Annotated in this window: 23 protein-coding genes; 10 read left to right on the top strand and 13 right to left on the bottom strand. The window is 47.0% G+C overall.

The features are described 5' to 3' along the window. Genes DWZ67_RS11460 through DWZ67_RS11470 form a run of 3 tightly spaced genes read left to right on the top strand, consistent with a single transcriptional unit; the run spans position 1 to position 3,573 of the window. Complete coding sequence (locus DWZ67_RS11460; RefSeq protein WP_005826260.1) at positions 1 to 1,020, top strand: electron transfer flavoprotein subunit alpha/FixB family protein; 1,020 nt, start codon at positions 1 to 3, stop codon at positions 1,018 to 1,020. A 14-nt stretch (positions 1,021 to 1,034) separates the two neighbouring features. Continuing rightward, positions 1,035 to 1,856 carry an energy transducer TonB gene (locus DWZ67_RS11465; protein WP_120138869.1) on the top strand — a complete coding sequence of 274 codons (822 nt, stop codon included), beginning with the start codon at positions 1,035 to 1,037 and terminating at the stop codon, positions 1,854 to 1,856. A gap of 10 nt (positions 1,857 to 1,866) precedes the next feature. Further along, the gene (locus DWZ67_RS11470) at positions 1,867 to 3,573 is read left to right on the top strand and encodes an acyl-CoA dehydrogenase family protein (protein WP_005826256.1); all 1,707 of its coding nucleotides are present in this window, start codon (positions 1,867 to 1,869) and stop codon (positions 3,571 to 3,573) included. 137 nt (positions 3,574 to 3,710) lie between these two features. Here the strand turns inward: DWZ67_RS11470 and DWZ67_RS11475 are convergent, their stop codons facing one another. Next, positions 3,711 to 4,004 (bottom strand): chaperone modulator CbpM, encoded by a 294-nt coding sequence (locus tag DWZ67_RS11475; RefSeq protein ID WP_009036538.1) that lies wholly within the window; start codon positions 4,002 to 4,004, stop codon positions 3,711 to 3,713. Between the two features lie 17 nt (positions 4,005 to 4,021). Further along, positions 4,022 to 4,990, bottom strand: coding sequence for a DnaJ C-terminal domain-containing protein (locus DWZ67_RS11480; protein ID WP_005826253.1), 969 nt, complete (start codon positions 4,988 to 4,990; stop codon positions 4,022 to 4,024). Between the two features lie 308 nt (positions 4,991 to 5,298). Here DWZ67_RS11480 and DWZ67_RS11485 point away from each other — a divergent pair, with 308 nt between their 5' ends. Further along, a complete protein-coding gene (locus DWZ67_RS11485) occupies positions 5,299 to 7,809 on the top strand; it encodes a glycoside hydrolase family 9 protein (protein ID WP_120138871.1) in 2,511 nt (836 codons plus the stop codon). Positions 7,810 to 7,980: 171 nt separating this feature from the next. On the opposite strand, the gene DWZ67_RS11490 is transcribed toward DWZ67_RS11485, so the two are convergent. From DWZ67_RS11490 to DWZ67_RS11505, 4 genes are all read right to left on the bottom strand, one after another. Next, positions 7,981 to 9,000 (bottom strand): threonine aldolase family protein, encoded by a 1,020-nt coding sequence (locus DWZ67_RS11490; protein ID WP_034528911.1) that lies wholly within the window; start codon positions 8,998 to 9,000, stop codon positions 7,981 to 7,983. 156 nt (positions 9,001 to 9,156) lie between these two features. Beyond that, positions 9,157 to 9,375 carry a winged helix-turn-helix domain-containing protein gene (locus DWZ67_RS11495; protein WP_016273164.1) on the bottom strand — a complete coding sequence of 73 codons (219 nt, stop codon included), beginning with the start codon at positions 9,373 to 9,375 and terminating at the stop codon, positions 9,157 to 9,159. Positions 9,376 to 9,630: 255 nt separating this feature from the next. Continuing rightward, positions 9,631 to 11,268 carry a chaperonin GroEL gene (groL, locus tag DWZ67_RS11500; protein WP_016273163.1) on the bottom strand — a complete coding sequence of 546 codons (1,638 nt, stop codon included), beginning with the start codon at positions 11,266 to 11,268 and terminating at the stop codon, positions 9,631 to 9,633. A 37-nt stretch (positions 11,269 to 11,305) separates the two neighbouring features. Beyond that, positions 11,306 to 11,578: a co-chaperone GroES gene (locus tag DWZ67_RS11505; protein ID WP_004290132.1), complete on the bottom strand. Its 273-nt coding sequence runs from the start codon at positions 11,576 to 11,578 to the stop codon at positions 11,306 to 11,308. A gap of 183 nt (positions 11,579 to 11,761) precedes the next feature. Between DWZ67_RS11505 and DWZ67_RS11510 the strand changes: the two genes are divergently transcribed. The 4 genes from DWZ67_RS11510 to DWZ67_RS11525 all read left to right on the top strand — a co-directional run bounded on the left by DWZ67_RS11510 (position 11,762) and on the right by DWZ67_RS11525 (position 16,895). Then, on the top strand, positions 11,762 to 12,613 hold the full coding sequence (locus DWZ67_RS11510; RefSeq protein WP_120138873.1) for a bile acid:sodium symporter family protein: 852 nt from the start codon (positions 11,762 to 11,764) through the stop codon (positions 12,611 to 12,613). A gap of 95 nt (positions 12,614 to 12,708) precedes the next feature. After that, positions 12,709 to 15,150: an outer membrane beta-barrel protein gene (locus tag DWZ67_RS11515; protein WP_165852471.1), complete on the top strand. Its 2,442-nt coding sequence runs from the start codon at positions 12,709 to 12,711 to the stop codon at positions 15,148 to 15,150. 19 nt (positions 15,151 to 15,169) lie between these two features. Then, positions 15,170 to 16,222, top strand: coding sequence for a sensor histidine kinase (locus tag DWZ67_RS11520; protein ID WP_120138877.1), 1,053 nt, complete (start codon positions 15,170 to 15,172; stop codon positions 16,220 to 16,222). Then, positions 16,191 to 16,895: a LytR/AlgR family response regulator transcription factor gene (locus tag DWZ67_RS11525; RefSeq protein WP_057098180.1), complete on the top strand. Its 705-nt coding sequence runs from the start codon at positions 16,191 to 16,193 to the stop codon at positions 16,893 to 16,895. Before DWZ67_RS11520 ends, DWZ67_RS11525 begins: the two co-directional genes overlap by 32 nt. Position 16,896: 1 nt before the next feature. On the opposite strand, the gene DWZ67_RS11530 is transcribed toward DWZ67_RS11525, so the two are convergent. From DWZ67_RS11530 to hisS, 3 genes are all read right to left on the bottom strand, one after another. Then, on the bottom strand, positions 16,897 to 17,637 hold the full coding sequence (locus tag DWZ67_RS11530; protein WP_120138879.1) for an EFR1 family ferrodoxin: 741 nt from the start codon (positions 17,635 to 17,637) through the stop codon (positions 16,897 to 16,899). Between the two features lie 48 nt (positions 17,638 to 17,685). Beyond that, a complete protein-coding gene (locus DWZ67_RS11535; RefSeq protein ID WP_008663974.1) occupies positions 17,686 to 17,844 on the bottom strand; it encodes a hypothetical protein in 159 nt (52 codons plus the stop codon). 146 nt (positions 17,845 to 17,990) lie between these two features. Beyond that, positions 17,991 to 19,352 (bottom strand): histidine--tRNA ligase, encoded by a 1,362-nt coding sequence (hisS, locus tag DWZ67_RS11540; RefSeq protein WP_016273161.1) that lies wholly within the window; start codon positions 19,350 to 19,352, stop codon positions 17,991 to 17,993. Positions 19,353 to 19,484: 132 nt separating this feature from the next. Here hisS and DWZ67_RS20415 point away from each other — a divergent pair, with 132 nt between their 5' ends. Next, positions 19,485 to 20,156, top strand: a complete 672-nt coding sequence (locus DWZ67_RS20415) for a TPR end-of-group domain-containing protein (protein WP_243635158.1) — start codon at positions 19,485 to 19,487, stop codon at positions 20,154 to 20,156. A gap of 83 nt (positions 20,157 to 20,239) precedes the next feature. Further along, positions 20,240 to 20,647, top strand: a complete 408-nt coding sequence (locus tag DWZ67_RS20420) for a hypothetical protein (protein ID WP_243635159.1) — start codon at positions 20,240 to 20,242, stop codon at positions 20,645 to 20,647. A gap of 105 nt (positions 20,648 to 20,752) precedes the next feature. Here the strand turns inward: DWZ67_RS20420 and DWZ67_RS11550 are convergent, their stop codons facing one another. The 4 genes from DWZ67_RS11550 to DWZ67_RS11565 form a co-directional block, all read right to left on the bottom strand. Further along, on the bottom strand, positions 20,753 to 21,439 hold the full coding sequence (locus DWZ67_RS11550) for a zinc metallopeptidase (RefSeq protein WP_087332775.1): 687 nt from the start codon (positions 21,437 to 21,439) through the stop codon (positions 20,753 to 20,755). Between the two features lie 141 nt (positions 21,440 to 21,580). Next, positions 21,581 to 22,885 (bottom strand): alpha-L-fucosidase, encoded by a 1,305-nt coding sequence (locus DWZ67_RS11555; protein WP_120138887.1) that lies wholly within the window; start codon positions 22,883 to 22,885, stop codon positions 21,581 to 21,583. Between the two features lie 102 nt (positions 22,886 to 22,987). Then, positions 22,988 to 24,259 (bottom strand): adenylosuccinate synthase, encoded by a 1,272-nt coding sequence (locus DWZ67_RS11560; RefSeq protein ID WP_057252836.1) that lies wholly within the window; start codon positions 24,257 to 24,259, stop codon positions 22,988 to 22,990. Further along, entirely contained in the window at positions 24,256 to 24,744 is a 489-nt protein-coding gene (locus DWZ67_RS11565; protein ID WP_005835580.1) for a Fur family transcriptional regulator, read from the bottom strand. The genes DWZ67_RS11560 and DWZ67_RS11565 overlap by 4 nt, the downstream gene beginning before the upstream one ends. Between the last annotated feature and the right edge of the window lie 2 nt (positions 24,745 to 24,746).

The following is a 24,746-nucleotide window of genomic DNA, read 5'->3' on the forward strand; positions in this document are numbered from 1 at the left end:
ATGAATAATGTATTTGTATATTTAGAGATAGAAGGCACAACAGTTGCCGACGTCAGTCTCGAACTCTTGACCAAAGGTCGTAAATTAGCCAATCAGTTGGGCTGTCAACTGGAGGCAGTTGCTGCCGGCAACAATCTGGCAGGCATTGAAAAACAAGTATTGCCCTTCGGAGTAGACAAACTCCACGTATTCGACGCTCCGGGCTTGTTCCCCTATACTTCCCTTCCCCACTCCTCTGTCCTCATCAATTTGTTCAAAGAAGAAAAGCCGCAAATCTGCCTGATGGGCGCCACCGTTATCGGTCGCGACCTCGGCCCGCGCGTTTCTTCCGCTTTGACCAGCGGACTGACTGCCGACTGTACCTCACTGGAAATCGGCAACCACGAAGACAAGAAGGAAGGCAAGGTTTACGAGAACCTGCTGTATCAAATCCGTCCCGCATTCGGCGGTAACATCGTTGCCACGATTGTGAATCCCGAGCACCGTCCGCAGATGGCAACCGTTCGCGAAGGCGTGATGAAGAAAGAGATACTGGACGCTGACTATAAGGGCGAAGTCATCAACCACGACGTTGCCAAGTACGTGCCCGAGACGGATTATGTGGTAAAAGTCATCGACCGCCACGTAGAAAAGGCAAAACACAACCTGAAAGGCGCTCCCATCGTGATTGCCGGCGGCTACGGCATGGGAAGCAAGGAAGGTTTTGACATGTTGTTCGAGCTTGCCAAAGAACTCCATGCTGAGGTAGGCGCCAGCCGTGCTGCCGTCGATGCCGGTTATGCCGACCATGACCGCCAGATTGGCCAGACCGGTGTCACTGTCCGCCCCAAACTGTATATTGCTTGCGGCATCAGCGGACAAATCCAGCACATTGCCGGTATGCAGGAAAGTGGTATTATCATCTCCATCAACAATGACGAGAACGCTCCCATCAATACGATTGCCGACTATGTCATCAACGGTACGGTGGAAGAGGTTATCCCGAAGATGATAAAATATTATAAATCACACAGTAAATAACAATAAAGGTAATCATGAAAGGGCTGATTCTTATATTTGTTCTTCTTTCAGGTATATCTTCCGCTATAGCTCAAGAAAAGCTCTGGTTGGACAAGAATTACCAATGGACGGACGACTCCATCCAGGCAGTCAGGTATGCTCTTGTTTCCAAGATAAACAAGAAGTGCATCAAGGTGGAAGAGTATGCTTTGGAAGGACAAAAGAAGGATGTCTGGCATTTCTCCGAATACAAAAGCAATCCCCGCAAAAGGATAAGGGAAGGCCTGCATACATCATTCTATGCAAATGGCAAGGACAGCCTGACAGAAGTATATAGAGACAACCGCCTGGAGGGACAGACCATGGTGTATTATCCCGACGGTGCCATACATCTGGCCCGGAGCTACAGTGATGGGAAACTTGACGGAACACTCCTGCAATACTATCCCGATGGGAAACTTCGTAGAAAGGAACACTATTCAGAGAATCAGTGCACCGATGGAAAGATGTTCGACAAGCACGAAACTGAAATGGCACATCAGCCGTATTTCGTATTTCCATCCTTCCCCGGAGGAATAGAGAACCTCATGAAACTGGTGGCCAATGTTACCAAATATCCGGAAGACGCCTGGAAGCAAAAGGCAGAAGGAAGGGTAATCCTGCAGTTCGTTGTAGACGAAGAAGGCAAGATGACCTATCCAAAAATCCTCCAGTCCGTGCGCTATGACATCGATAAAGAAGCCATACGTGCTTTCGAGGCCATTGCCGACGTCTACCGCTGGTCGCCCGGCTATCAAGACGGAGAGGCCAAGCGAGTGAAATTCACAATGCCCCTATACTTCAGAATACCTAAATAACCAAGAAATTATGGCAAATTTTTATACCGAAGTTCCCGAATTGAAGTATCATCTGAACAACTCGATGATGGAACGTATCTGCGAACTGAAAGAACGCGGTTACCAAGACAAAGACAAGTATGACTATGCCCCGCAAGACTATGCGGATGCTATGGACTCTTTTGACAAGGTACTTGAAATCACCGGAGAGATTACCGGAGAGATTATCGCTCCCAATGCCGAGGGCGTGGACGAAGAAGGTCCCCACTGTGCCAACGGCCGTGTGGAATATGCCAGCGGCACCAAGCAGAACCTCGACGCCATGGTAAAAGCCGGATTGAACGGTATGACCATGCCGCGCCGTTTCGGTGGCTTGAACTTCCCGATTACTCCGTACACCATGTGTGCGGAAATCGTTGCCGCCGCCGATGCCGGTTTCGGTAACATCTGGTCACTGCAAGACTGTATCGAAACGCTCTACGAATTCGGTAACGAAGACCAGCACAGCCGTTTTATACCGCGTGTCTGCGCCGGAGAGACCATGTCTATGGACCTGACAGAACCGGATGCCGGTTCCGACTTGCAGAGCGTAATGCTGAAAGCGACCTATGACGAGGCCAACAACTGCTGGCGCCTGAACGGCGTGAAGCGTTTTATTACTAACGGTGACGCCAATCTCCACCTCGTACTGGCACGTTCAGAAGAGGGTACCAAAGACGGACGTGGCTTGTCCATGTTCATCTACGATAAGAATGAAGGCGGTGTAGACGTGCGCCGCATCGAGAACAAGCTGGGTATCCACGGCTCTCCCACCTGCGAGCTGGTTTACAAGAATGCAAAGGCAGAACTTTGCGGCGACCGCAAGCTTGGTTTGATTAAATACGTTATGGCTTTGATGAACGGTGCCCGTCTGGGTATTGCCGCACAGTCGGTAGGCCTTTCACAAGCTGCCTACAACGAAGGTCTGGCTTATGCCAAAGACCGCAAGCAGTTCGGCAAGGCTATCATCGAATTCCCGGCTGTATATGACATGCTGGCTATTATGAAAGCCAAGTTGGATGCAGGACGCTCCTTGCTGTACCAGACTTCCCGCTACGTTGACATCTACAAAGCGCTGGACGACATTGCTCGCGAACGCAAACTGACTCCGGAAGAACGCCAGGAACAAAAGAAGTATGCCAAACTTGCCGACGCCTTCACTCCGCTGGCAAAAGGTATGAACTCTGAATATGCCAATCAGAATGCTTACGACAGCATCCAGATTCACGGCGGTTCGGGCTTCATGCTGGAGTATGCTTGCCAACGTATCTATCGTGATGCACGTATCACTTCTATCTACGAAGGTACTACTCAGTTGCAGACCGTAGCTGCTATCCGCTATGTAACAAACGGCTCATACTCTGCCACCTTGCGCGACTACGAGCAAGTGCCGTGCAGCGAAGAAATGCAACCGTTGATGGACCGCATCAAAGAGATGACCAACAAGTTCGAAGCCTGCACCAATGCGGTGAAAGAGGCACAGAATCAGGAATTGCTGGACTTCGTGGCACGTCGCCTCTATGAGATGGCTGCGGTATGTATCATGTCGCACCTCATCATTCAGGACGCGACAAAGGCTCCCGAACTGTTCGGCAAGTCGGCTCTGGTGTATGTGAACTACGCAGAAGCTGAAGTGGAAAAACACTTTAACTTCATCCGTAAGTTCAAGGCAGAAGAGCTGGAAAGCTACCGCAAATAAATGCATTGCTTGGACAAGGCAAATATAGCGGGCACCGGAGTTTAGCTACTCCGGTGCCCGCTTGTTTTTTCTGAAATACTTCCTCCTGCTTGCCCCTTCTTAAAAGGACAAAAGTTCTCAAAGAGACGAAAGGAAAATTAATACTCTCCGTGCAGCCTCAGCCTGCCGCGCAGCGAGTGTATCTCCCGCTGCATCTCTTCCATCCTTGCCAGCAGATGGTGGATGGCATCAATCCCTTCCATATTGATGGAAAGGTCGTAGTACATACGGCTGTACCGTTCCACATCCGGCAACTCGGAGAAAGGCAGATAACGCTCTCCACCTTCCTGCTCCACATCTATCAGTCCACTTTCGCACAGCATATCAATAAAAGTGGGCTCTATATGACACTTGTCACAATATTCGCTGATGACAATCCATTCGTTCTGCATAATCCGTTCTCCTTTCATTAGTTCATACTCTGAATTTTACGGAACATCTCTTTCTGCTGTTCCGTCAGGTTTGTCGGCAACTTCACGGAATAAGTCACGATGAGATCGCCAAACTGTCCCTCCTTCTTATATACGGGGAAGCCCTTACCCTTCAGACGTACCTTAGTCCCGTTCTGAGTTTCGGGTTTCACCTTCAGCTTCACCTGACCATCCAAAGTATCCACCAACTGGTCGCCACCCAGCAGGGCTGTATAAAGGTCGACGGTCACATCCACATACAAATCATCTCCCAAACGCTTGAATACCGAGTCGTCCGGAATCACAAACGTGATGTATAAGTCACCTGCAGGACCTCCGTTGATGCCCTCGCCACCATAGCCTTTCAGTTTGATGACCTGTCCGTTGGCCACACCGGCCGGAATGGTAATACGCACTTGCTTGCCATTCACCGTCAATATCTGTTTATGGGTCTTCGCAGCCTCACGAAGCGAGAGGTTCAAATCCGCATGATAATCCTGCCCGCGGAAACCGGCATTGGCACCGCCTCCTCCGCGCGTACGATGACCGAACATCTGTTCGAAGAAGTCTGAGAAACCACCGGCATTACTGCCCGAAAATTCCTGGCCGTCGGAAGAATACCAATACGTACCGCCTCCGTCCGTACCAAATCCCGCACCGGAACCTCCAAAACCGGCACCGCCAAATCCTCCGAAGCCCCCGGCTTGCTGCTGTGCCCGCTTCTGCGCTTCAAACTCGTCGGCATGTTTCCAGTGTTCACCATATTCATCATATTTCTTTCTTTTTTCAGGATCACTCAGCACCTCATTCGCCTCGTTGATAGCCTGAAACTTATCCTTGGCCGTAGCATCGTTCGGATTCAAGTCAGGATGGTACTTGCGCGCCAGCTTGCGGAACGCTCTCTTGATGTCATCCTGAGATGCCTTTTTGTCCACTCCAAGGACCTGATAGTAATCAATATAAGCCATAGTCTATTAGTTTTATTGTCTAAATACCATAAAACAAATAACACGCCAATTTGTTTTACGCATTATTAAAATAGGTAAACGAAAATTAAAAAGCATCATCAAGCATAATAATTACGTGATAAACAAACATTTAGTTTCAACCAAACACTTATTTCACGTCTATAAAATACCAAAATAGTGTAAACGACACCTAATATCGTCTAATTATTCATCCTAAATCTTCCTAAAATTGACAGAAAATGCTTTATTTGTAATAAGGAAAATTTGTTTTATATATAATCCCCAACCTTAGATTAAAAACCCCCATTATGAAAAGTAATTATTGGCTCCTAACGGTAATATTCGCTCTCGTAGCCCTGCCGGGCAAAGCAGGCGAATGGATCAGAATCAACCAACTCGGCTATTTGCCGCAATCCGTCAAAGTCGCTGTATTCATGAGCGAGGAAGGAACAAACGTAGAAAATTATTCATTGATTGACGCTTTCACCGGAAAGGTGGTGCGTACCTTCAACACAACCAAGGCCACCGGCAAGATGGGAGGCATAAAGAGTACCTACCGGTTGAACTTCAGTGATTTCACAGAACCGGGCACGTATTATCTGAAAGCAGGCAAAGCGGTCTCCCCCCGTTTCCCCATCAATGCACAAGTCTACAACGGTACCGCAGACTACCTGCTGCACTACATGCGGCAGCAACGCTGCGGCTATAATCCGTTCCTGAAAGACAGCTGCCACGTGCACGACGGCTACATCGTCTATCATCCCACCAAAACCGGACAACATATAGACGTCCGCGGAGGCTGGCACGATGCTACGGACTATCTGCAATACACCACCACCTCCGCCAATGCCATCTACCAGATGATGTTTGCCTATCAGGAAAATCCGGAATCATTCGGTGACGCCTATGATGCAGCCGGACATCCGGGAGCCAACGGCATTCCCGACATCGTGGACGAAATCAAGTGGGGACTGGACTGGCTGAACCGGATGAATCCTGCTCCGGGCGAGCTGTACAACCAGATAGCCGACGACCGTGACCATGCCGGAATGCGCCTACCTAACAAAGACCTGGTGGATTACGGCTACGGACCGGGTAAAGGACGCCCCGTTTACTTTTGCAGTGGCGAACCGCAAGTACGTGGAGAGTTCAAGAATGCAACGACCGGAGTGGCAAGCACTGCCGGCAAGTTTGCCTCCTGCTTCGCTTTAGGCGCCAAGATACTGAAAGACTACTATCCTGAATTTGCAGCAGAAATCGAAGCCAAGGCCGATGCCGCCTATCAGGAAGGCGTAAAGAAACCGGGAGCATGCCAGACAGCCTCTGTCTTGTCTCCCTACATTTACGAAGAGGACAACTGGGTGGACGATATGGAACTGGGAGCCATGGAACTGTACAAAGCCACCGGCGACAACAAATACCTGGCCCAAGCCCTTGAATACGGACGTCGCGAACCGGTGACTCCTTGGATGGGCGCCGACAGTGCACGCCACTACCAATGGTATCCGTTCATGAACATGGGGCACTACCATCTTGCCAAAGTGGACAACAGCCGCATCAGCAAGGAATTCATCCGCAACATGCGTACGGGCATTGAACGCACGTACGAGAAAGCGGTAGAAAGCCCCTTCCTGCACGGTATACCCTACATCTGGTGTTCCAACAATCTGACTACCGCCATGCTGACCCAATGCCGGCTGTACCGTGAAACCACCGGCGATGACACATACGCCGAAATGGAAGCCTCCCTGCGCGACTGGCTGTTCGGCTGTAACCCTTGGGGAACCAGCATGATTGTGGAACTTCCCCTTTACGGAGACTATCCCTCGCAACCCCACTCCTCACTGCTGAATGCAGGCGTGGGCAATACTACCGGCGGACTGGTGGACGGTCCTGTCTATCGTACCATCTTCGAAAGCCTGCGCGGTGTCAATATGACGGGAATTCCCGGAACTCCCGGACAAGACTACGAACGCTTCCAGCCAGACCTGATGGTATATCACGACGCCATCCACGACTATTCCACCAATGAGCCTACCATGGACGGAACCGCCTGCCTCACGTACTACCTCTCTGCCATGCAGAAGGATGGAATGAAGCAAGCCGGTATCCCAAATGACAAGAATGTATATGTGGACGGAGGCATTATCCGCACCGATCCCTCAAAAAAGCAAATCACCCTCGTATTCACTGCCGCCGACAAAGCAGACGGTGCCGATGCCATCATCAGCACCTTGAAGAAGCATGGCATCAAAGGTGGCTTCTTCTTTACCGGAGAGTTCTATGAACTCTATCCCGATGTAGTGAAACGCCTGCTCGACGAAGGGCATTTTGTAGGCAGCCACAGTTACGGACATCTGTTGTACATGCCTTGGGAAGACCGTGATTCTCTGCTGGTCACCCGCGAAGAGTTTGAGAACGATATGATGAAAAGCTACGAGACCCTCCACAAGGCAAGTATCGAATACAAAGACGCTCCCGTCTATATTCCCCCTTACGAATACTATAACAAGGAAATATCCGCCTGGGCAAAGAATATGGGTATTCAAGTCATCAACTATACCCCTGGTACCATGAGCAATGCCGACTACACCACTCCGGACATGGGACAGAAGTACCGGAGCAGCAAATTCATCTACGACAAGATTATGGAGATGGAAAAGAAAGAAGGTCTGAACGGACACCTAATGCTGATACACTTCGGAACGGACGACCGCCGCACAGACAAGTTCTATAATGGCTATCTGGACAAGATGATTAAGACGCTGAAACGAAAAGGCTACACTTTTGTACCGGTCCGCGAGGCTGTCGGTATATAAGCATACTCTAACAAGGATTTATTGAAAAGGTTAGTTAAAAAGGTTATCGTGCAAAGGTATTTAAGGTAAATATTCAATCGGTTTGTTTTCAGTAAACCTTCCCCTACCCCCAAGAGGGGAAAGTTTCGAAGTAAGCTCCCAGCCTGTGAAGGTTAGGAGCTTTTATATATTTCAGAGAAGCCTTTTTACCGATTGCAGCAATTGCTCGATATCTTCTTCCGTAGTATCAAAAGAGGTTACAAAACGGATTTCGTGGATGGCCTCATCCCAGAAGTAGAAGAAATACTCCTTCAACAGCTCGTCAATCACCGGACGGGGCATCGTAAGGAAAAGCTGGTTACTTTCCACCTTCTGCGTAAAATGCGCACCTGGCAATTCCTTCAATCCGTCGTAAAGAATCTTTGCCATACGATTGGCATGCGCGGCATTTTTCAACCAAAGGCTGTCTGTCAGGTAGGCAGTGAACTGGCAGGACAGATAGCGGAGCTTGGATGCGAGCTGTGCCGACTGCTTGCGCACAAAATAAGCTTCCTTCTTCAAAGCTGGGTTAAAGACAACCACGCTTTCTCCCAACATCAGTCCATTTTTCGTACCACCGAAGCTGAGGATATCTATCCCGCAATCCACTGTCAGTTCCCTAAAGCCAAGATTCAAGGCTGCACAAGCATTTGCCAGACGTGCTCCGTCCATATGGACATACATGCCATGCCGATGGGCCAAATCCGTCAAAGCCCGCAACTCGTCCGGCTTATAGACAGTGCCCAGCTCCGAACATTGCGAAATATAGATGGCTCCGGGCTGCGAATGATGCTGTTCGCCGAAATGGCACAAATAAGGACGGACTAAATCGGGCGTCAGCTTGCCGTCAGGGGTAGCTATAGGACGAATCTGACAACCTGTCATACGGGCAGGCGCACCGCACTCATCGACATAGATATGTGCGGTCTCCGCACAAATAATGGAATTATAAGGGCGGGTACACAGCTGCAAAGCCACCGCATTACTGCCCGTACCATTGAATACGAACAACGGTTCGCAATCCGGCGTAAACGCTTCCCTTATTTTACGGACAGCCTCTTCTGTCCAAGGGTCATCCCCATAACCGACAGCATGGTCACTGTTGGCCCGGTTCAGTGCCTCCATTACCAACGGATGTACGCCTGAATTATTGTCTGAAGCAAAACTTCTCATAATCTTTCTGTTTTTGTTCATTGAAAAGAATGTGCAAAGGAAAGAATATTCTGCAACATGAAAAAACAAAGGAGCACAGATTTCATCCCCCCGGCAGAAAATGCTTCCGCACTATGAAATCTGTGCCCCTCAATCAATCCATTCACTCGGTTCCCTTTATCCGATATAAACATTTACCCCTAGTGAAACATAAAGTTCATCTTCTTCCTGATGAATTTCAATCTTGTCCTCACGGGCAAGCCACCCCAATGCGGCTCCCAATTCCTTGTCCTTCAGTCCGGACTTCCTCTTTAAAGAATCGTAGCTCCATCTGGTATAATCGCTAAGCAACTGCCAAACTTTCCCAGCATTTAGTCCAATTTCGCTTTTGTTCATTTTTCTCTTTAATTAAAAAGGTTAATAGCTCTTGTTGATTAGGTTATCTTTACAAAGGGTAAAGATATGATTTTTTATTTAACTAACAACAAAAACGAACAAAAGATATAAAAATGAACCGTTTTTGCAACACTTTTGTAATATTACACTCTTTTTATTGATAATCAAGAAGGAAAATGAAACAAAAAAAACCGCAGTATCTATCAAAAAGACACTGCGGTTCTTCTATTTGATTAAGCAATCAGGGGAAAAGTCTTACATCATTCCACCCATGCCGCCCATTCCGGGAGCACCCATCGGCATTTCGGGCTTATCCTCTTTCTTCTCTACGATTACACATTCTGTAGTCAAGAACATGCCTGCAATAGAAGCGGCATTCTCAAGAGCCACACGAGTAACCTTGGCAGGATCTACCACACCAGCTGCATGCAGGTTTTCATAAACATCTGTACGGGCATTGTAACCAAAGTCTGCCTTGCCTTCACGCACTTTCTGTACAACAACAGCACCTTCTTTACCAGCGTTGGCAACAATCTGGCGCAACGGTTCTTCAATAGCACGTTTGATGATGTCAATACCGGTTGTTTCATCTACATTGTCACCCTTAAAGCCTTCCAGAGCATCCAATGCACGGATATAGGCTACACCACCACCTGGAACAATACCTTCTTCGATAGCGGCACGGGTAGCACGAAGCGCATCGTCTACACGGTCTTTCTTTTCCTTCATTTCAACCTCAGAAGCAGCACCTACATAAAGAACAGCTACACCGCCAGACAACTTGGCCAGACGTTCCTGCAGTTTTTCCTTGTCATAATCAGATTTCGTAGATACAATCTGAGCCTTGATTTGCTCGCAACGTTCCTTGATGTTTTCTTTGTCACCGGCACCGTTTACAATGGTTGTATTATCCTTGGAGACAGTTACCTTGTCGGCAGTACCCAGCATTTCGATAGTAGCTTGTTCCAACTTCAGACCTTTTTCCTCGCTGATGACAACACCACCGGTCAGCACTGCAATATCTTCCAACATTTCCTTGCGACGGTCACCGAAGCCCGGAGCCTTCACTGCACAAATCTTCAACTGAGAACGCAGACGGTTTACAACCAAAGTTGTCAGCGCTTCGCTATCCACATCTTCTGCAATAACCAGCAAAGGACGACCAGTCTGTACTGCCGGTTCAAGAATGGGCAGGAAATCTTTCAAGTTGGAAATCTTCTTATCATAAATCAGGATGTACGGTTTCTCCATTTCGCACTCCATCTTCTCCGTGTTGGTAACGAAGTAAGCAGAGAGGTAGCCACGATCGAACTGCATACCTTCAACCACACCGATAGTAGTATCAGTACCCTTGGCCTCTTCGATAGTGATGACACCGTCTTTGGAAACTTTGCGCATAGCGTCTGCAATCAGCTTACCGATAACGGGGTCATTGTTGGCAGAAACAGAAGCAACTTGTTCAATCTTGTCATAGTTGTCACCCACTTTCTCTGCCTGTCCTTTGATAGAATCAACCACTTTGGCAACAGCCTTGTCGATACCGCGTTTGATATCCATCGGGCTGGCACCAGCAGTCACGTTCTTCAAGCCTTCGGCTACGATGGCCTGAGCCAAAACAGTAGCGGTTGTAGTACCATCACCTGCATCATCACCGGTCTTGGAAGCAACTTCCTTTACCAACTGTGCGCCGGTATTCTGATATGCGTCTGCCAACTCAACTTCTTTCGCTACCGTTACACCATCTTTCGTGATGTGGGGAGCACCGAATTTCTTTTCGATGATAACGTTACGACCTTTAGGGCCGAGGGTTACTTTCACTGCATTTGCCAGTGTGTCGATACCTTTCTTCAATTGGTCGCGGGCATCGATATTGAATAATATTTCTTTTGCCATAATTTTATTTACTATTTAACGGTTTACTAATTAAAAATTATCCCAAAACAGCGAGCACATCGCTTTGACGCATGATGAGATACTTGGTTCCTTCAACTTCCAGTTCAGTACCAGCATACTTGCCATACAACACTGTGTCACCAACCTTCAACACCATTTCTTCGTCTTTTGTTCCGTTGCCTACTGCAATAACTTCACCTTTCAAAGGTTTCTCTTTCGCTGTATCAGGAATAATGATACCGCCAATTGTCTTTTCTTCTGCAGGTGCAGGGAGTATCAGCACTCTGTCTGCTAATGGTTTAATGTTCATAATCTTTTTGTTTTATATGTTATACATTTGTTATAATGGTAATTTTGCTTTAAACAAGCGATAAACAACTTACGAAAACCGTGCCAAACGAACAAGCTGATTGTTTGGCAGACAAAGGCTGACAAAATGGCAAAGTATACAACAATATTTGCTATCTTTGCAGCCTCAAAAATGATTTGACTTATGAACGCAATATGGATAGTCCTCCCCATTCTTACCTTATTGATGTTTGAACTGGGACTGACATTACAAACCGAAGACTTTAAACTGTTCCGCAAACGCCCCCGCCCCACTATTGCCGGGCTGGCAGGCCAAATCATCCTACTGCCGATGCTGGCATTTGCTTTAGGACATGTCTTCCAGCTCGAATCTCTGTTCTTTATCGGCATCATACTCATAGCCTGCTCGCCAGGCGGCAGCTCATCCAACATCTTCTCCATGATAGCCAAAGGAGACGTAGCATTGTCCGTGTCACTGACGGCATGCAGCAGCATTATTACGCTGTTCACTATCCCCGTGATTATGGAATTCGCCACACACTTTGTAGACAGCAATCTGGACATAGATATCCATCTCCCCGTAGGCAGCCTTATCATGCAGAACCTGGTTCTGATGCTTCTTCCCATTGTAGCCGGCATATTCACGAAGCGCTACCGTCCGCAAATGGCAGAAAGGATTCATAAGATATTGTCCAAGACAGCCTTTCCTGCACTTATCCTGCTGGCAACCATCTTCTTCATACAGCACCATGCTACCATCACCGGGCAATTCGGCAAACTGGGCCTCTGCATCTCCATTCTTATCCTGCTGGCTATGGGAGGCGGCGTAGTGCTATCGAAGTCCATGCGCCTCAACCGGAAAGAACAACGTACACTCATTATAGAAATCGGTATGCAGAATGCCGCACAAGCAATTGCTGTTGCCAGTAGTCCGTTTGTATTCAACAATGACATCATTGCAATACCTGCTATTATCTACGCACTGATGATGAACGTCATTCTGCTGGTTTACGTGGGAATAGTAAAACGAAGATAAGAAACCAACCGTTCATCACGGATTTCCTGCCATTCATCCTTTTTATTTGATTACCGCCCTCTTCATATCTACTTTCGTGCAGAAAACAAATGGATATGATGATGAAACAAATTCCGATTCTTTTGTGGGGATTACTGTTGCCCTTCTCCATACTTCAAGCACAAGCGGTACAAGGTGAAATAACCGACAGTAAGCAACTACCCATAGAAGGAGCTACCGTAGTGGGACTGGATGCAAAGGATTCTTCCTTTGTACAAGGCACTGTCACCAGAGAACAAGGTCACTTCACCCTACCCCTGCGGCATAACGGCAGTTATCTGTTAAAGACATCAGCCGTAGGATACAAAACTCGCTATATCTCTTTCAGTATCACCGACACAGAAACCGCCAAACTGAGTAGGATTCTTATGGAGGAAGATTCCTATGCATTGTCCGGTATCACCGTTACTGCACAAAAAGTACCGGTAGAGATGAAGGCCGGGAAAACGGTCTACAACCTCTCGGCTACCATCTCGGGTACACAAGGCAATCTGTACGACGCATTGAGACAGATGCCAGGCGTGCAAATTCAAAGCAACGGCAATATTCTGTTGGACGGACAAGGAGGCATCAACGTACTGATGAATGGAAAGACAACCTATCTGAGCGGAGAAACGCTGATAAACTACTTGCGAAGTATCCCGGCGTCGACAGTGGAGAAAATAGAACTGATAAACAATCCGTCCTCCCATCTCGATGCAGCCGGAAAAACGGGAGTGATAAACATTGAAATAAAAAGGATAAATATAAAAGGACTGATTACCGGCGGGAATGCCGGTTACAATCAGGCGTACATCTACGGTTCCGGTTATGGCAACATTTATCTAAACCTGCGCAAGAACAAGTTCAACCTATATACCGATTATGCCTATTATGAGGGAATCGACCTTAACGAAACCACCATGTCCCGTGAGTACATAGACTTGACTACCCAACAAATCCTTGATTTTCATATGGGGCAGCAAGCCTATCGTACCTACGCGTATAAATCACATAACTTCAGGATTGCAGCCGACTATGAGCTGACTCCGCATACCAACCTGAACGGCTATCTCAACGGGAGCTGGATCTGCCGGCGGGGAAAAGAAAAGCTGGGCTCGGATTTCTATTCACTCACAGCAGTTCCAGATTCCTCCTCCATCACCCGGAACCGCCTGAGAGCAAGCCAGCACAACCTGATTGGCGGAATCAGTACCGGCTATCAATCTCCCAACAAACTGAAATGGGATGCTTCCTTTGATTTCCAATTGTTCGGCAACGCCAACAAACAGGACCAGCAAAGTAGTTTCTCGCTCATAGAATCCTCGGAAATATATAGGAACAGCCTACTCAAGGGAGACATGGAAGGGGATATTCAAATCTATTGCGGACAAACGAACCTTGTTGTACCACTCTCTGAGAAAACGACATTGGGTATCGGTGGCAAGACTACCTTTGTATCTATCGACAACTCCGCCACCTATTGTAATAAAGAATATGACAACTGGCAAGAAATACTGTCACTGAACAATCACTTCATCTACAATGAGAATATCAACGCCGGATATATAGCGTTGAATACATCTTTCGGAAAATCCTGGAAGATAGAAGCAGGGATACGTGTAGAAAATACCAATATAAAAGGAGAACTGGCAGGAAACGCCCTGCGTGCAGACTCTTCCTTCACCAATCACTACACCCATATCTTCCCCTTTCTGCAAATGCAATCCCAGTGGAAGGATATGCACCAGCTCTCCTTTCTGTACAGCAAACGGATTGTACGTCCGCAATACCGGGACCTGAACCCGTTTGTCACCATTAACGACAATTATCTGTATGAACAAGGCAATACCCGCCTGGAACCGGAACTCGCCCATAACACCGAATTCTCCTATATCCTGAAGAGCCGCTATCGGATGAGTTTCTTGGCTTCCTATACCCGGCATCCCATAACTAAAAGTTACATGGCCGAAGAAAACAAACGCATATTGGTACTGCCCATGAATCTTTCTTCCGACTATTCAGCAGGTATACGGCTGAGTGCCGCCAACCTGAAACCGTTCCCGTGGTGGCAGATTAATACAAACCTGCTCCTCACCTACCGGAAGTATGCCTGGCAAATGGATGGGGACGAATACCGGAACAAAAAGTTTACTCCCATGCTCTACATAGGCCACCAACTGCATCTGCCCCAAGGATGGACAGCCGAGCTGAACGGCTATTGGAACGGAAAGACACCCCAGGGACAAGCAATCATCTCCCCCATGTGGTCCGTATCCGGGGGAATCAGCAAAAGTATGTTCGGTGACCGGGGGACATTACGCCTCTTTGCCGAGAACCTATTCTCCTCACGCCACATACACATAGATGTATTCAGCACCACCCAGCAAGGATGGTATAAAGAGAAAATGCGAATGAAACTGGGCGTAGGCTTTTCTTTCCGTTTCCACAAAGGAAAGACACCGAAAGAATTTACCCCTAAAAGTAGTATAAGTGAAAGTAAACGAATAAATTTGTAACCAGTTAAAACAATTCCGAATGAAGCATTTCCTGCGTTGGGTATCTCCCCTAATCCTAGGAGTAATTGAGTTCTATTTCCTGAGGCTGGCAACGGACCCTTCGCGGGGAACTGAGTGGTGGCCTGACTTCAACAACCAGCTACGTGCCCTGCTCTTGACCATATTACTTTGCTATATAGTGGATTACTGCCTCCGGAACATCTTTCATAAATACATATTCAGAGAAGAAATATCCATAGGCAAAGAGTATTCGTACATAACACTCGGACTGTTCATAACGACCAACGTTACCCTATCAATCACCTACGCGTTAGGACTCATAGAATTAGGACAACCTATAAGTGACTATATCTTAGTCAATATTATCTATGTTCCCCTCAACGTACTATACTATACAATCATCCGCAACAAGGAAATATCCAATTACTACCAGCACCAGAGCTTGCTGTTGGAAAAGCTCCGAAACGAGCAATTGGATACAGAACTCAAACTACTGAAATCACAATATCATCCGCATTTCCTTTTCAATGCGCTGAACACCATCTATTTCCAGATAGAAGACTCCAACATGCAGGCCAAGCACTCCATTGAGCTACTTTCCGAACTGTTGCGCTATCAACTGTATGACATCAAGCAGAAAGTAACCGTAAAGCAAGAACTCGACTATCTGGAAGCATACATCCAATTTCAGCGATTACGGATGAGTGAACGACTTGTACTTACAGAGGAATACGACGAACACCTCCACACGCAGGAGATTCATCCTCTCCTATTCCAGCCTCTAGTAGAAAATGCCTTCAAATATGTCAGCGGAGCCTATTGGATTCACTTTTCCTTGAAAGCTATTGAAAATAAGCTTGTTTTTACAGCATGGAACTCTGTAGACCAACCGGCAATCGCCCACCGTAAAAAGAGCAGTGGCCTGGGAATTGAAAATATGAAGAAGCGCCTGCAGATTCTATATCCCGGCAGACACCTATTAAAGATATGTCCCGAAGAAAACACTTTCTTTGCAGAACTCACCATTGAACTGACACCCTATGAAAATAAAATGTGTGATAACCGACGATGAACCGATTGCACGCAAAGGATTGCGCGGTTACATTGAAAAAACAGATTTCCTGACTTTGACAGGAGAATGCGAGAACGCCCTGCAACTGAACGAGCTGTTGAAAAAAGAACAGCCAGAGTTGCTGTTTATGGACATAGAAATGCCCTACATCAACGGCATTGATTTTCTAAGCGGTATCCATAATCCTCCCAAAGTCATCATCACGTCAGCCTACGAGCAGTATGCATTGAAAGGATATGAGCTGAATGTAACCGATTATCTGCTCAAGCCCATTCCCTTCGACCGCTTTTTGAAAGCGGTGAACAGAGTGCATGAACTGCTACAGAAAGAGCAAGAATCCACTCCCGAGCCTTACCTCTTCGTAAAGACAGACAAACTGCTCAAGAAGGTGACCATCCAGGATATTCTGTTCATAGAAAGTATGGGCAACTACGTATTGATACATACTTCCTCCTCAAAGGAAATCACCTATTCTCCCCTAAAGAGTTTATTGGAATTTCTGCCCGACAACCTGTTTATACAAGTACACCGCTCCTACATTGTGCAGACAAGCAAAGTACAAGCCATAGAAGGGAATATGCTCATCATAGGGACACACAAGATACCGATAGCCCGCAACCTACGCGATGAGGTACTGAATGCCCTATTGAAGGACAAGTTGATATCCCGATAGCCTATAAGTAGTCGGTCAACCGGTACCGCCCCTTCTTCCGTGTCGTTTTTCCATACTGTATCACCTCCTGGGGACAAGCATGCAGGCACGCCATGCAGTGAATGCACTGCTTTCCCCACACCGGACGTCCATCTACCATCCTGATATTGCCTACCGGACAAGACTTTCTGCATATTCCGCAAGAGACACAGCCTTCATCTACATGAAATCCCTTGGTACCAATGGTAAAACGTACAAACAAAGGATTCACTACATACGTTTTCAACCAGGCAGCACCGCCTTCATGCACGCTCCAAACCTTTTTCCGTGCAATGACATCCGCCGCAATCGAAGCAATGGCATGCCGTGCATTCTCTATCTTCTTACGGCAAAGCGCCCCATCGTCCAAATTGAACATCGGTACATAGGTATTGGGCATTGCAACAGACCAGGCTGCATCCAACGGAAAATGTTCCGCCAGGCGGTTCATTCCCTTTCCCATATCGTCCCCGCATGTACACACGGCATAACGGTAACAGCAGTCCGGCAACCGGAGCTGCGACAAAAAATCAATCAAGACACGAGGTGCATACCATGAGTGTACCGGAAAAACAATACCTAGTCTGTCAGCTATCGACAGCCCTGCGGGTATCGAGCCTTGCTTAAGGCAATCAACAATGCTGACGGCAGTATCATGCATAGCCTCTGCAAGCAATTCTGCAATCCAGCGTGAGTTTCCGGTTGCGGTAAAATAAAGTATCATCGGCAATATGTTTTGCCGACAAAGGTAGTGATTTGACTTGAATTCCTTCTATTCCAGCAGCTCTTCTATGGAATAATTTTCCCAGAACGCTTTTGTAGAATGTACCAATGAACTGCCCATATAGAGCAGGAACAATGCCGCTATGACAATCATCAGGAAACTGACGAGGGCATTGTGTTTTTCTTGCTTAAGCTCAACAGAAACCATAAGAACCTCCTTTTTTGTCAGTACAAAGATAAATGCAGGATGTTTCATTTTTCCTACGCCACTATTACAAATACCTATATTTGTGCCATAAATATACAAAAAAAGGAGCAATTTTGTGCTCCTTTTTAAATGTATTTCAGTTTTTATTATTTCAGTTCGCTAACCAGCTCTTGGGGAGTGACCATTTTCTGCTCTCCGGTCTCCATGTTTTTCAATGTCACCTTACCTTCATTCATTTCATTCTCACCCACCAGGGCCACAAACGGGATGGCTTTGGAGTTCGCATACCCCATCTGTTTCTTCATCTTGCTTGCATCGGGGAAAATCTCGGCACGGATGCCTGCCGCACGCACTTCAGTCAATACATTCATTGAGAATGCGGCCTCTTTCTCACCAAAGTTGATAAACAGTAACTGAGTACCGTTCACCGCTTCTTTCGGATAAAGGTCAAGCTGGTTCAGCACATCAAAGATACGGTCTGCACCGAACGAGATACCGACACCACTGACACCGGACATACCGAATACACCCGTCAAGTTGTCATAGCGTCCTCCACCAGTAATACTGCCGATTTGCACATCCAGCGCCTTTACTTCGAAGATGGCACCGGTATAGTAATTCAAGCCACGGGCCAATGTCAAATCCAGCTCGATTTCGTTCTTCAAGCCAAGGTTCTTTAAGGTGGAAAGGATAAATTCACTTTCCTCCACGCCCTTCAGTCCGGTCTCGCTGACAGCAAGAACTTCCTTCAGAGTTGCAAGTTTCTCTTCATTACTTCCGCTCAACAAAATGATAGGTTGCAGTTTGGCGATAGCCTCGTCACTGATGCCTTTCTCTTTCAACTCGGCATTGACATTGTCCAGACCTATCTTATCCAACTTATCAATGGCCACAGTAATATCAACAATCTTGTCAGACTCACCGATGATTTCGGCAATGCCACTCAATATCTTACGGTTGTTAATCTTGATACAAACACGGATGCCGAAGCGGGTAAATACCGTATCGACAATCTGCATCAGCTCCACCTCATTCAGCAAGGAATCACTGCCTACCACATCGGCATCGCACTGATAGAACTCACGATAGCGTCCTTTTTGCGGACGGTCGGCGCGCCACACGGGCTGTATCTGATAACGTTTGAAAGGAAAAGTTATTTCATCGCGGTGCATCACCACGTAGCGGGCAAAAGGTACTGTGAGGTCATAGCGCAAACCTTTCTCGCAAAACTTGCAGGCAAGTCTCGGAGCATTACGGCTCAACAGTTCTTCATCTGTCAGTCCGGAAAAGTAATCACCGGAGTTCTGTATCTTGAACAAAAGCTTGTCGCCTTCCTCACCATACTTCCCCATCAAGGTAGAAAGCATTTCCATCGAGGGCGTTTCTATCTGCTGAAAACCATAGAGATGATACACCTCACGAATCGTATTGAATATATAGTTACGCTTCGCCATTTCTACGGGCGAGAAGTCACGGGTTCCTTTCGGAATACTTGGTTTTGCTGCCATAATCAGTTCAATTATTTTAAAAATCGGACGACAAAGTTACAGTATTTTATTGATTAAGAAAAGAGAATGTTTACCTTTGTATCATTACCGTCGCATAAAAACGACCAAAACAAACTTCAAACTTACACATTTATGAAAGAGAGACTGATTTTATTCTGCATGTTGTTGCTATGCGGCATCGGTGTTAGCCGGGCACAATCCGGCAACGCCAAAGACTTCGACCAAAAAGAAGAAGCCATCGTACAAAAGCTGCAACAAGCCGTCAATGAGAAAAACTATAAAGAAGCCGAAAAGAACGGTAAGGCTTTGATAACTCTGTTCAAAGAACAAGACGAGAACACTCAGAAAAAGTACAGCTGGCTCATACAGTCCTATTACTACAATTTAGCCTGCTTCCAATCCTTGTTAAAGAAAAAAGGTGAAGCCATCAAAAATTTAGAACTGGCCTACGACAATGGATTTCAAGATTACAACCACATGATGAATGATACCGACTTAGACAACCTGCGCAGCGATAAACGGTTCAAGGCAGTGCTTGCCAAAGTGAAGAAAGTGGGTGACTACCTCGACATACTTCAAAAAACACCGGGATACACCCACAATGAGCGCCCTGATACACTCCCCCGCTTCGAATACATCAATCCCAACAACAAGTATTTAGTAGAGGTACGCCAATACTTCAAGTTGGACAGTGTGGCAGGCGCAGGCGACGAATTATCGAAAATAAAGAACATACTTACTTATATACACAATACCATAAAACTGACGGAAACCATGAAAGTCCGGCAGGCAGCAACATCATAAAATGGGCAGAAGCTTGCAAAGGCGGTGCGCGAGGTCTGCATTGCGGAGGTCTTGCCCATGTACTGAAGGATTGTTATCTGTCCATGGGATTTAAGGCACGCCACATCAGCGGATTACCAAAAAAATACATTGGCGAATGCCATTCCATTAACGTAGTTTATTCCAATACCTTGGATAAATGGATATGGGTAGACCCCACCAACAATGCCTGGGTGATGGATGAAAACGGCATCATGCTAAGCGTGCAAGAAGTGCGCGAACGTCTGCGAGACGGTCGTCCGGTAATCCTAAATGAAGAAGCCAACTGGAATAACCAGCAGAAGATTACCAAAGAATATTATTTAGACAGCTATATGGCCAAGAATCTCTATAGCATAAAAGCAGACGATGTACTGCTTTGCCCCTCAGACCCTAATGCAGAAAACTTCTTCCAAGCCAAGTACGTGGTCAATGACGATGCCTGGTTCTGGCAGTCGCCCTATCAGGAATAAAAAAACAGATGATGCATCCGGCAGAGACACATCATCTATTTAATGTAAACAGACCATCTGTTTCGGGTGAACAGATGGTCTGTTTTTTATGTCTGCATCATGTGTTTAATCTCTGCGTCCCATGAATATCATGATATAATAAATCAGGGTAGCAAGCGAACCGAGAGCAGCCACTACATACGTATAGGCAGCCGAGCGGAGTGCATCTTCCGCTTGCGCATGATTATATGAATTCGTAATGCCGGAATTGCTAAGCCATACCAGCGCACGCTTACTTGCATTGATTTCCACCGGCAAGGTGATGAAGCTGAATAAAGTTGTCAATGCAAACAGTATAATGCCCGCCAGCAACAGTTGCGGAAAGGAGTTCAGCAGCAAGATACCTGCCAGCAGCAACCACGTCATCCACTGTGAGGCAAAAGAGACTACCGGCACCAGTTTGCTGCGCATTGTCAACGGAGCGTATGCGCGTGCATGCTGCACGGCGTGACCACATTCGTGGGCTGCAACGGCAGCAGCCATGATGCTGTTACTGCTATAAACACTCTCACTCAGGTTTACTGTCTTATTGGCAGGATTATAATGGTCGGTCAGATGTCCGGGAGTATGCGTCACGGTCACATCGTAAATGCCATTGTCGTGCAGCATCTTCAAAGCAACGTCCGCTCCCGTCATTCCGTTGCCGGTAGGGATTTTAGAGTACTTCTTGAACTTGTTCTGAAGATTCATCTGTACCAGCCAGCTAACGGCGGCAATACCGATAAAAATAATCCATATCATTCCTGTTCCCATAATTTTCTTTCTTTAAATTGTGAATAAATCAGTCGTTTCTTATTGTATAACAAATAGTCTGCCAAAAATAAAAGGAAACGGTGAGCAATGCCAGCGTTTCCTTTATCTTTTAGGAAGAATTAAAGATTTCTGATTTATAATTTATTTTTCAATATCCACCTCTATCACTTTATCAATATCCGTCGGAACCTCCGGCAAGTAGAGCATCACCCCTCCTTCACACTTACGGAACTTCACTGGAAGATGGTCGGCATACCCCACTGCCTTCCTCACTTTCTTGCCTTCCAACGGCAGGAAGAGAGCCTTATCCTGCAATTCGAGAATATGCACGTATAATTTATTTTCTCTTTGTGTAGTGACTCCCCAAGGATGCGGAGCAATGCAGCCGCCACGGGTTCCGTAGATGGTTTCACCGTATACCTTCATCCATTCCCCTACTTCTGCCAGACGCTCCAATGCAACAGCAGGCAGCTCACCGTCCGGCTGAGGACCGATATTCATCAGCAGATTGGCATCTTTACCCGCAGCCTTCACCAGGTAATGTATCAGCGTTTTGGTGGATTTATAATCCTGGTCCGTAATCTTATATCCCCACATTCCATTCATCGTCTCACAGGTTTCAAGGGGCAAGGCGCTGATATCCTGCCCGGAAAGACCGGCACGGTTCTCTCCCGGCAGGTCGCGCTCGAATATCTGGATGTCCTCGCCGGCAAACGGTGCTTGATGATGGTTGTTCCCAACCAAGCAAGCCGGTTGCAGGCGGTGTATCATGGCATATTGCCCGGGCAGTTGCCAATCAAAATCCGGATTCTGGTCCTGGTCCCACCAGCCATCAAACCAAATGGCACCTATTTTTCCATAATTGGTGAGCAACTCGGTCAGCTGATTGTTCATGAATTTATAGTAGCTGTTCCAGTCGCCCTTCGGATTCGGTCGTCCCGTTCCACGTCCGGTGCGTCCCCACGGAGCATCCTCGCGATACCAGTCGATGTGCGAATAGTAGAGATGCAGACGAATACCTTGCTTGTGGCACTCGTCCGCCAATTCTTTCAGAATATCCCGCTTAAAAGGGGTAGCATCCACAATATTGTAATCGGAAAAGCGTGTGTGGAACATAGAAAAGCCATCGTGATGCCGGGATGTAAAGCAGATATACTTTGCCCCGGACGCCTTAATGGCTGACACCCATCTGGCAGCATCGAATTTGGCAGGATAGAAACCTCCCGCCAGTTTGGCATACTCCTTATAATTAAGGTTCTTGTTCGTCATGGTCCATTCTCCGGTAGCCAGCATACTGTATATCCCCCAATGCAGGAAGATACCGAAGCGATTGTCCCGAAACTCCTGACGGGATTTCAGATTTTCCTCCGTCGGCTGATAAGTCTGCGACTGTGCGGAAGGTACAAGGAGCAACAGCAGTAAAAAAGACAAAAGATGTGTTTTCATGGCAATAAATAAAAAAGGCACGGACTATCCGGACGCCCACGGTTCTTCAGATGAAGCCGCGAAATCCGTGTAATCCGTGCCTAAGGTTATCAGTAAGTTTTATTATTCCTCTGTATACCGTTCGATGGTCTGCTCACGGTCCGGTCCTAAGGAAACAATCTTGATGGGCACACCAAGCTGTTCTTCCAGGAATGACAAGTATGCATTGAATTCCTCCGGGAACTCATCTTCACTCTGCATCTTGGTCATATCCGTCTGCCAACCGGGTAGCTCTACATAAACCGGTTCAATGGTTTCGTTAATATCGAACGGGAAGTAGTCAATCTCTTCCCCATCTATCCTGTAAGCTACACAAGCCTTAATGGTTTCAAAAGAATCGAGTACATCGCTCTTCATCATTATCAGTTTGGTAACCCCGTCTACCATAATGGCATATTTCAATGCCACCAGGTCAATCCAGCCACAACGGCGCTTACGTCCAGTCACAGAACCGAACTCATGACCCAGCGTGCAAATCCGGTCACCGGTCTTGTCGAACAATTCCGTCGGGAACGGACCGGCACCTACGCGCGTACAATAGGCCTTGAAGATACCATATACCTCACCAATCTTGTTGGGAGCAATACCCAGACCGGTACAAGCACCTGCACAGACCGTATTAGAAGAAGTGACAAACGGATAAGAACCGAAATCAATGTCCAGCATTGTCCCCTGCGCACCTTCGCACAATACAGACTTGCCGGCAGCCAGCAGATTGTTCATCTCGTGTTCGCTGTCCACCAACTGGAATTGTTTCAAGTATTCGATACCTTCGAACCATGCCTTCTCCATTTCTGCAAGGTCATACTCATAGTTCAGGCTCTTCAATATCTGTTCATGACGGGCCTTGGCCGCTGCATACTTCTTGTCAAAGTCATGCAGAATGTCGCCTACACGCACACCGTTACGGCTGATTTTATCCGTGTAAGTCGGTCCGATACCTTTTCCGGTCGTTCCTACCTTTGCATCGCCTTTGGCTGCTTCGTATGCAGCATCCAGTATGCGGTGAGTCGGCAGAATGAGGTGTGCTTTCTTGGAAATGTGCAAGCGTTCCTTCAAGTTATGGCCGGACGCTTCCAATGATTCGGCTTCCGCTTTGAAGAGAGCCGGGTCAAGCACCACTCCGTTACCGATGATATTCACCTTGTCTCCCTGGAATATTCCAGACGGAATGGAACGGAGCACATACTTCTGCCCTTCAAACTCGAGTGTATGTCCGGCATTCGGTCCGCCCTGGAAACGAGCTACGACATCGTATCTCGGAGTTAACACATCAACGACTTTGCCTTTGCCTTCGTCGCCCCATTGTAATCCTAATAATACGTCTACTTTCATTTTTCTTTTTTATGGTTATTATTCTTTTTCTTCCGTTTATTGGCCCGGTCACACTTGCTGCACAACCCATACATATATAAGGAATAGTGCGTAAGATTAAAACGGCTCAGTTTGGTATTCTCAATGGCATGTTGCAACTCCTCGTTCTGAAACTCGGTCACCTTTCCGCACTGGGTGCATATCTGGTGATGGTGCGTATCGCGATTATAAGATTTTTCGTATTGGGAAGAGTTGCCGAACTGATGCTTGATGACCAGACGAGCATTTATAAGCAAAATGATGGTATTGTAAAGCGTTGCACGGCTGACGCGGAAGTTCTCCTGGTCGGCCATCAGTGAATAGAGCGTGTCGATATCAAAATGACCGTCTATGGAGTAAATGGTGTCAAGTATAGCATAACGTTCGGGAGTCTTCCGATGCCCGTTCGCATTCAGATATTCAGTGAATATCTGCCTAACTGTATCTTTCACATTCTGACTTTCCATTT

This window comes from Bacteroides sp. AF34-31BH (assembly GCF_003602795.1).
In the GTDB taxonomy this organism is placed as follows: Bacteria; Bacteroidota; Bacteroidia; order Bacteroidales; family Bacteroidaceae; genus Bacteroides; species Bacteroides uniformis.

What these genes read in the sequence shown, in the direction of transcription:
- DWZ67_RS11460 (WP_005826260.1), top strand. Translation starts at nt 1, where the DNA reads ATGAATAATGTATTTGTATATTTAGAGATAGAAGGCACAACAGTTGCC.
- DWZ67_RS11465 (WP_120138869.1), top strand. Translation starts at nt 1,035, where the DNA reads ATGAAAGGGCTGATTCTTATATTTGTTCTTCTTTCAGGTATATCTTCC.
- DWZ67_RS11470 (WP_005826256.1), top strand. Translation starts at nt 1,867, where the DNA reads ATGGCAAATTTTTATACCGAAGTTCCCGAATTGAAGTATCATCTGAAC.
- DWZ67_RS11475 (WP_009036538.1), bottom strand. Translation starts at nt 4,004, where the DNA reads ATGCAGAACGAATGGATTGTCATCAGCGAATATTGTGACAAGTGTCAT.
- DWZ67_RS11480 (WP_005826253.1), bottom strand. Translation starts at nt 4,990, where the DNA reads ATGGCTTATATTGATTACTATCAGGTCCTTGGAGTGGACAAAAAGGCA.
- DWZ67_RS11485 (WP_120138871.1), top strand. Translation starts at nt 5,299, where the DNA reads ATGAAAAGTAATTATTGGCTCCTAACGGTAATATTCGCTCTCGTAGCC.
- DWZ67_RS11490 (WP_034528911.1), bottom strand. Translation starts at nt 9,000, where the DNA reads ATGAGAAGTTTTGCTTCAGACAATAATTCAGGCGTACATCCGTTGGTA.
- DWZ67_RS11495 (WP_016273164.1), bottom strand. Translation starts at nt 9,375, where the DNA reads ATGAACAAAAGCGAAATTGGACTAAATGCTGGGAAAGTTTGGCAGTTG.
- groL (WP_016273163.1), bottom strand. Translation starts at nt 11,268, where the DNA reads ATGGCAAAAGAAATATTATTCAATATCGATGCCCGCGACCAATTGAAG.
- DWZ67_RS11505 (WP_004290132.1), bottom strand. Translation starts at nt 11,578, where the DNA reads ATGAACATTAAACCATTAGCAGACAGAGTGCTGATACTCCCTGCACCT.
- DWZ67_RS11510 (WP_120138873.1), top strand. Translation starts at nt 11,762, where the DNA reads ATGAACGCAATATGGATAGTCCTCCCCATTCTTACCTTATTGATGTTT.
- DWZ67_RS11515 (WP_165852471.1), top strand. Translation starts at nt 12,709, where the DNA reads ATGATGATGAAACAAATTCCGATTCTTTTGTGGGGATTACTGTTGCCC.
- DWZ67_RS11520 (WP_120138877.1), top strand. Translation starts at nt 15,170, where the DNA reads ATGAAGCATTTCCTGCGTTGGGTATCTCCCCTAATCCTAGGAGTAATT.
- DWZ67_RS11525 (WP_057098180.1), top strand. Translation starts at nt 16,191, where the DNA reads ATGAAAATAAAATGTGTGATAACCGACGATGAACCGATTGCACGCAAA.
- DWZ67_RS11530 (WP_120138879.1), bottom strand. Translation starts at nt 17,637, where the DNA reads ATGATACTTTATTTTACCGCAACCGGAAACTCACGCTGGATTGCAGAA.
- DWZ67_RS11535 (WP_008663974.1), bottom strand. Translation starts at nt 17,844, where the DNA reads ATGGTTTCTGTTGAGCTTAAGCAAGAAAAACACAATGCCCTCGTCAGT.
- hisS (WP_016273161.1), bottom strand. Translation starts at nt 19,352, where the DNA reads ATGGCAGCAAAACCAAGTATTCCGAAAGGAACCCGTGACTTCTCGCCC.
- DWZ67_RS20415 (WP_243635158.1), top strand. Translation starts at nt 19,485, where the DNA reads ATGAAAGAGAGACTGATTTTATTCTGCATGTTGTTGCTATGCGGCATC.
- DWZ67_RS20420 (WP_243635159.1), top strand. Translation starts at nt 20,240, where the DNA reads ATGGGATTTAAGGCACGCCACATCAGCGGATTACCAAAAAAATACATT.
- DWZ67_RS11550 (WP_087332775.1), bottom strand. Translation starts at nt 21,439, where the DNA reads ATGGGAACAGGAATGATATGGATTATTTTTATCGGTATTGCCGCCGTT.
- DWZ67_RS11555 (WP_120138887.1), bottom strand. Translation starts at nt 22,885, where the DNA reads ATGAAAACACATCTTTTGTCTTTTTTACTGCTGTTGCTCCTTGTACCT.
- DWZ67_RS11560 (WP_057252836.1), bottom strand. Translation starts at nt 24,259, where the DNA reads ATGAAAGTAGACGTATTATTAGGATTACAATGGGGCGACGAAGGCAAA.
- DWZ67_RS11565 (WP_005835580.1), bottom strand. Translation starts at nt 24,744, where the DNA reads ATGGAAAGTCAGAATGTGAAAGATACAGTTAGGCAGATATTCACTGAA.